The following is a 5,904-nucleotide window of genomic DNA, read 5'->3' as shown; positions in this document are numbered from 1 at the left end:
ACTCAGCCGGTGACACTGACTTGACCAGTGGTCCCGCCGACGGTCCGGCCGACGGGCCGTCCGATGTTCCCGTCGACGGTCCAGATGATGCCCCGACGGACCCGTCAGGCGGGGACGGCAGCCACGGCGACACCGAGGAGTAGGAGAAGGGAGGTGCGCAGATGAGCGACAGCAAGGACGGTTTCCGGGCCGACTGGGCCCAGAAGGACTTCTACTCCGTCCTCGGTGTGAAGAAGGACGCCGAGGCCGCGGAGATCAAGAAGGCCTACCGCAAGCTCGCGCGCGCCAACCACCCCGACTCCAACCCGGGCGACGAGAAGAAGCACGAGACGTTCAAGGCGGTCGCCGAGGCCTACGACGTCCTGGGTGACGCCGAGAAGCGCAAGAAGTACGACGAGATGCGCTCGCTGTACGCCTCGGGCGGCGGCTTCGGTGGGTTCCGTGGTGCCGGCGGCGGTGGCGGGGGGTTCAACCTGGACGACCTGCTGCGGCAGAGCGGCGGTGACCGCTCCGGCGGGCTCGGCGACATGTTCGGCGACCTCTTCGGAGGCGGGTTCGGCCGGGGCCGGGGTCAGCAGACCCGGGCCCGCAAGGGTGCCGACGTCGAGGCGACGAGCACCATCGGGTTCGAGGACGCCATCAACGGGGTGACGATCTCACTGCGACTGAGCTCCGACGCGCCGTGCCCGGACTGCTCCGGTACCGGCGGCAAGCCGGGCACCAAGCCCAAGATCTGTCCGCAGTGCGAGGGCGCCGGGTTCGTGGTCAGCACCGCCGGCGGCGGCTTCTCGCTGCAGGAGACCTGCCCGTCCTGCGGCGGCCGCCAGCTCGTCTACGACGAGGCCTGCCCGACGTGCCGCGGCACCGGCCGGGGGCTCTCGTCGCGGACCGTCCAGGCCCGGATCCCCGCCGGGGTCAAGGACGGCCAGAAGATCCGGCTGCGCGGCAAGGGCGCGGCCGGGGAGAACGGCGGTCCGCCCGGTGACCTCTACGTCACCGTCAAGGTCACCCCGCACCGCGTCTTCGGGCGCAAGGGCGACAACCTCACCATCGACGTCCCGGTCTCCTTCGACGAGGCCGCCCTGGGCTCGGACATCAAGATCCCGACCCTCGGTGGGACCCCGGTGACCGTGAAGGTGCCGCCCGGCACCCCCAACGGCCGGACCTTCCGGATCCGCGGCAAGGGCGTCCGCAAGAGCGACGGCACCCACGGTGACCTACTGGCCACCGTCGAGGTCCAGGTGCCGGCCGTCCTCGACGCGACCACCCGGGCGGCGGTCGAGGCCTACCGGGCCGCCTCCGCCGGGCGCCCGCTGCGCGAGAAGCTCTTCGAGTGATGAGCTCACCCCACGGCGTTCGTCGCCTCCCCCGCTCCGCTCCTCCGCCGAACAACGCCGCGGGGACCCCGAGATGAGCGACCGGTTCCCCTCGCCGTCGTCACCGGACGCCGCTGTCTTCGTGATCAGCGTCGCTGCGGAGCTCACCGGCCTGCACCCGCAGACCCTGCGCACCTACGAGCGGATGGGTCTCATCACCCCGGGCCGCACCGTCGGCGGCGGGCGGCGCTACTCCCCGCGCGACATCGAGCTGCTCCGCGAGATCGCGCAGCTCACCTCGTCCGGGATCGGGATCGAGGGTGTGCGCCGGATCCTCGAGCTGGAGAACCGGCTGGCCGCGCTGTCGGCCCGCAACGAGGAGCTCATGGCCGAGCTCGAGGCCACCCGCGAGGCGCTGCGCCAGGCGTCCTCGGGTCGCCGACCGGCCTCGCCGTCGCGCCTTCCTGCCGTCCCGCAGCCCCCCGCGACGGGCCAGTCGATCGTGGTCTGGCGCCGGGGTCGCTAGCCCCGTCCAGGGCGGCGGTGCGTCAGGGCCCGTTTCGTCGAGCCAGACCGGCCCTGGCACACCGCTGGCTCGGGTCGGGCAGCAGCTTCAGACCGCAGGCAACGTCAGCGTGAAGACCGCCCCACCCGACGGGCCGGGTGCGTAGTCGACCCGGCCGCCCTGGGCCTCGGCGAGGCTGCGGACGACGTAGAGGCCGAGGCCGGTGCCGGTGGTGACCGCGCCCGTCGGCCGGCTGAACTCCTGGAACAGCTGGTCGCGGAACTCCTCGGGCACGCCGTCGCCGGCATCGATGACCAGGATCCGCAGGAGGGTCGCGTCGTCGGGGTCGCCCTCGACCCGCACGACGTAGGGGGCGCGGCCGTACTTCAGGGCGTTCCCGAGGAGGTTGGCGAGCATCTGCTCGAGCCGCCCCGGGTCGGCGAGCACCCGGCGGTCGTCCTCGACCTGCGCGGAGACGGCCATCAGGTAGCGCTCGGTGACCACCTTGTCGACGACCGTGAGGGGGTCGGTCTCCTGGACGTCGAGGTGCAGGGAGCCCTGCTGGATCTCGGCGGCGGTCAGCAGGTCCGCGGCGATCGTGTCGAGCATCCGGGCCTGGCGGATCACCGAGGCCATCAGCCGCTGACGTTGCGTCTCGGACATCCCGGCGCCGGCCTCGGTGATCGACTCCGCGGCCCCGCAGAGCACGGCCACGGGACCGCGGATCTCCATCGCCGTCGTGGCGATCGCGCGACGCAGGACGCCGACGTCCTCCGACGACGAGTCCAGGTAGACCAGCAGCGACCGCTCCGAGCGGCGCAGGCTGGCCTGCAGTCGCGTGCCGTCGACCACGACCTCGAACGACGACTCTCCGTCGAGCCTGTTGAAGGCCACCAGCCCCGCCAGCTCCGGGGCGACCGATGCGAGCGGGGTGCCGATGCGGGCCCGGTGGCCCAGGACCCGCTGGGCGACGGGGTTGGCGTGCACGATGTGGAGCGTCGGCTCGTCGGCGACCTCGAGGACGCCGTACGGCGACATCGCCAGGGCCTCCCAGGTGGAGATCCCGCGCGCCGGGTCGGGGGCACCAGAGGTCTCGTCGGCGCCGTCGTGGACCACCGAGAGGACCGGCGGCGGCGACTCCGGCCGAGCCGCGCCGGGTGCCGGCGGTGCGGGCAGCTGCTCGGGTTGCGCGGTCCCGAACGGGTCCGGGGCGTCGACGATGTCCTTGACGAACTCGATGATCCGCTTGAGCGCGATCCCCTTCTGCAGGTAGCCGTCGGCGCCGATGGTCATCGCCTTCTCGGACATCTGCGTGGCGCCGAAGCCCGAGAGGACGACGATCTTGCCGTGCGGGATCAGGTTCCGGATCGTGGGGAGTGCCTCCAGCCCGTCCATCACCGGCATCGAGAGGTCGAGCAGCACGACGTCGGGCTGCTCGAGGCGGACGCACTCGATGCCGGACCGGCCGTCCCCGGCCTCGCCGACCACCTCGAGACCACCGCGGGTGAGGGCCAGCCGCAGGAGCTCGCGCAGGTCGGCGGTGTCGTCGATGATGACGACCCGGATGGGCCGGGTGCCCTGGGCCATGCTGATCATGGGCTCTTCGGCGCGGGGGCGACCACGTCGGCCCCGGCGCCCTCCTGGTCGTCGATCGTCCCGCCGGCCACGGCCGGGACGCTGCGGAGCAGGTCGAGCGACGCGTGCGTCGAGCCCAGCAGGTCGGTGATGATCCGGCTCGCCGACTCGATCGAGGCGGTGAGGGCGTCGTTGGCCTTGCTCGGCTGGTCGAGGTCGAGCGCCATCTTGGCGACCACGAGGCCCTGGAGGACGGCGTCGTTGAGCTCGAGGGCCTGCTGCTCGCGCTGACGAAGGTCCTGGAAGAGCTGGGCCCCCTGCATGAGTGAGCCGTAGTGACGCCGCAGGCTCCAGTAGTAGACGGCGACGATCGCACCGACGACGTCCCAGATCGCCAGGGGCCAGCCCCAGGCCGTCCGCATCGCCAGACCCTGGGTGTCGTCGAGCCCGAACGCCGGCAGCAGCATGTGCACCGAGTGGGCGCCGTGGTGCACGGCGCAGGTGAGGAAGATGGCCGAGGTCGCCGCGCCCAGCGGGTTCGTCCTGAGCTGCCCGCTGCGCGCCAGCGGCAGGGCGATCGCCGCGCAGATCGCGAAGTAGGCGACGGCGATGAGCGAGTTGGCCACGAGGCCGATCTGCCAGGTCATGACGTGTCCTCGTCTATCCGCTGAACCCGCTGAGGGAGAGCGCCGCCAGGACCGCCGCCGAGCCGACCGCGAAGCCGGCGACCCGTCCGTCCCAGCGATGCCATGACGCCAGCCGGCCGCACCTCGCGCCGGAGCCGAGCAGGCGCAGACCCGCGACGACCACCACCAGCTCCCACGCCACGCAGGCCAGGTCCCAGGGGCCCACGACCTCGGGCTCCAGTCCCGGCAGTCCGACGGTCCTCGTCACTGCCCACAGCCCGACGAAGACCGCGTTGGCCACGACACCGGCCAGCAGTGCCCGTCGTGAGGCCCCGAGGACCAGGCCGGCGGCCCACGCGACCTGGAACGCCGCCGCCGCGAGGAAGAACAGCCCCGGTGCGGTCTCGTGCTCCAGGTGTGACGGTGCCATCGCGGCGTGCACGCCGGCCGCGGCCGTGGACGCCACGAACGCGGCGGGCAGCAGAGTCCGCGCCGGGAACGGCAGCAGGGGCTCGGGAGCGAGGGACTGGAGGGTCTGCACGGTGTGGGGACGGACTCGCACGGCGGTGCCGAGGGCGCCGGACGCGATCTCGGCACGGAGGCGGAGGACCCTGGCCTCGTGCAGGTCGCGCGGGGCCCGGTCCCGGTGCTGCCGGGGGCCGACCAGCCGGGCGTGCAGCTGGGGCAGGAGGAGCGCGAGGATGCCGACGATCCCGGCCGCCACGATCGCGTAGTGGATGCCGTGCGCCAGCGCGACTCCGGGTCCGGCCGTGGGGGCGGTCGCGGACAGTGCGGTCACGCATCCTCCTTCCCGAGAGCGAGCGGTCCCTCGCGCGGGCCCGGTTATGAGCGCGTCCGCCCAGCAGAGTAGGGCGACCGAGAGGTGAGCGATTCGCGGACCGGCGACTTGTCACCCAACTGTGGAGATCGTCTCGGCCGGGAAAATCTCGAAGTTGAGTGGAATGGACTCAACTTCGGGATCGTTGTTTCGATGACATCCTTCTCACCACGTGCATCCCCCGCAGGAGACCCTCATGAGCCAGTTCGGCGCCGAGAAGTTCACGACCCGCAGCCGCGCGGCGATCGAGGCCGCCCAGCTGGCCGCGACGACCGCGGGCAACACCGCCACCGAGCCGATCCACGTGCTGGTGGCGCTGCTCAAGGACGCCGAGGGCACCGCGGGCACGCTGGTGACCAAGGCCGGCGTGGACCCGCGCACCCTGACCGCGCAGGCGGAGGCCGTGCAGGCCGCGCTCCCGAGGGCCAGCGGGACGACCGTGCAGCAGCCCGGGGCGTCGTCTGCCCTGACCCGGGTGCTGGCGAAGGCCCTCGAGCTGGCCGACGGGATGCGCGACGACTACGTCGCCAGCGAGCACCTGCTCATCGCACTCGCCGCCGTCGAGAGCCCGGCCCAGAAGGTCCTGGCCGACGCCGGCCTCACCGTGGCCGGCCTCATCGAGGGGCTGACCGCGGTCCGTGGCAGCCGGCGGGTGACCTCCCAGGACGCCGAGTCGACGTACGAGGCGCTGGAGAAGTACAGCGTCGACCTCACCGCCGCCGCCGAGGACGGGCGGCTCGACCCGGTCATCGGCCGGGACGCGGAGATCCGCCGGGTGGTCCAGGTGCTGTCCCGGCGGACGAAGAACAACCCGGTGCTCATCGGGGAGCCCGGCGTCGGCAAGACCGCCGTCGTCGAAGGGCTGGCGCAGCGCGTGGTCGCGGGCGACGTGCCCGACTCCCTCAAGGGCCGCCGGGTGCTCTCGCTCGACCTGGCCGCGATGGTGGCCGGGGCGAAGTACCGCGGCGAGTTCGAGGAGCGCCTCAAGTCCGTCCTCGAGGAGATCAAGGACGCCGGCGGACAGGTCATCACCTTCATCGACGA

Annotated in this window: 6 protein-coding genes; 3 read left to right on the top strand and 3 right to left on the bottom strand. The window is 72.5% G+C overall.

Translation table 11 applies throughout. The features are described 5' to 3' along the window. Nucleotides 1-161 precede the first annotated feature (161 nt). Nucleotides 162-1,337, top strand: coding sequence for a molecular chaperone DnaJ (gene dnaJ / locus JHD21_RS18440; protein WP_292678184.1), 1,176 nt, complete (start codon nucleotides 162-164; stop codon nucleotides 1,335-1,337). 73 nt (nucleotides 1,338-1,410) lie between these two features. After that, nucleotides 1,411-1,842, top strand: a complete 432-nt coding sequence (locus JHD21_RS18435) for a helix-turn-helix transcriptional regulator (protein WP_292678182.1) — start codon at nucleotides 1,411-1,413, stop codon at nucleotides 1,840-1,842. Nucleotides 1,843-1,929: 87 nt separating this feature from the next. Here JHD21_RS18435 and JHD21_RS18430 read toward each other — a convergent pair whose 3' ends face one another. The 3 genes from JHD21_RS18430 to JHD21_RS18420 are packed head-to-tail and all read right to left on the bottom strand — an operon-like array spanning nucleotide 1,930 to nucleotide 4,821. Continuing rightward, nucleotides 1,930-3,417 (bottom strand): hybrid sensor histidine kinase/response regulator, encoded by a 1,488-nt coding sequence (locus tag JHD21_RS18430; RefSeq protein WP_292678180.1) that lies wholly within the window; start codon nucleotides 3,415-3,417, stop codon nucleotides 1,930-1,932. Next, nucleotides 3,414-4,043, bottom strand: coding sequence for a hypothetical protein (locus JHD21_RS18425; protein WP_292678178.1), 630 nt, complete (start codon nucleotides 4,041-4,043; stop codon nucleotides 3,414-3,416). Before JHD21_RS18425 ends, JHD21_RS18430 begins: the two co-directional genes overlap by 4 nt. Before the next feature lie 13 nt (nucleotides 4,044-4,056). Further along, nucleotides 4,057-4,821, bottom strand: coding sequence for a hypothetical protein (locus JHD21_RS18420; RefSeq protein ID WP_292678176.1), 765 nt, complete (start codon nucleotides 4,819-4,821; stop codon nucleotides 4,057-4,059). A gap of 235 nt (nucleotides 4,822-5,056) precedes the next feature. On the opposite strand from JHD21_RS18420, the gene JHD21_RS18415 reads away from it, so the two are divergent. Continuing rightward, nucleotides 5,057-5,904 (top strand): Clp protease N-terminal domain-containing protein (locus JHD21_RS18415; protein WP_292678174.1); only part of this gene is annotated, 848 nt, incomplete at its 3' end.

Source organism: Nocardioides sp. (genome assembly GCF_016462705.1).
Lineage (GTDB): Bacteria > Actinomycetota > Actinomycetes > Propionibacteriales > Nocardioidaceae > Nocardioides.
The sequence above is the reverse complement of the archived record's forward strand: the minus strand, read 5'-3'. Positions and strand labels throughout refer to the sequence as shown.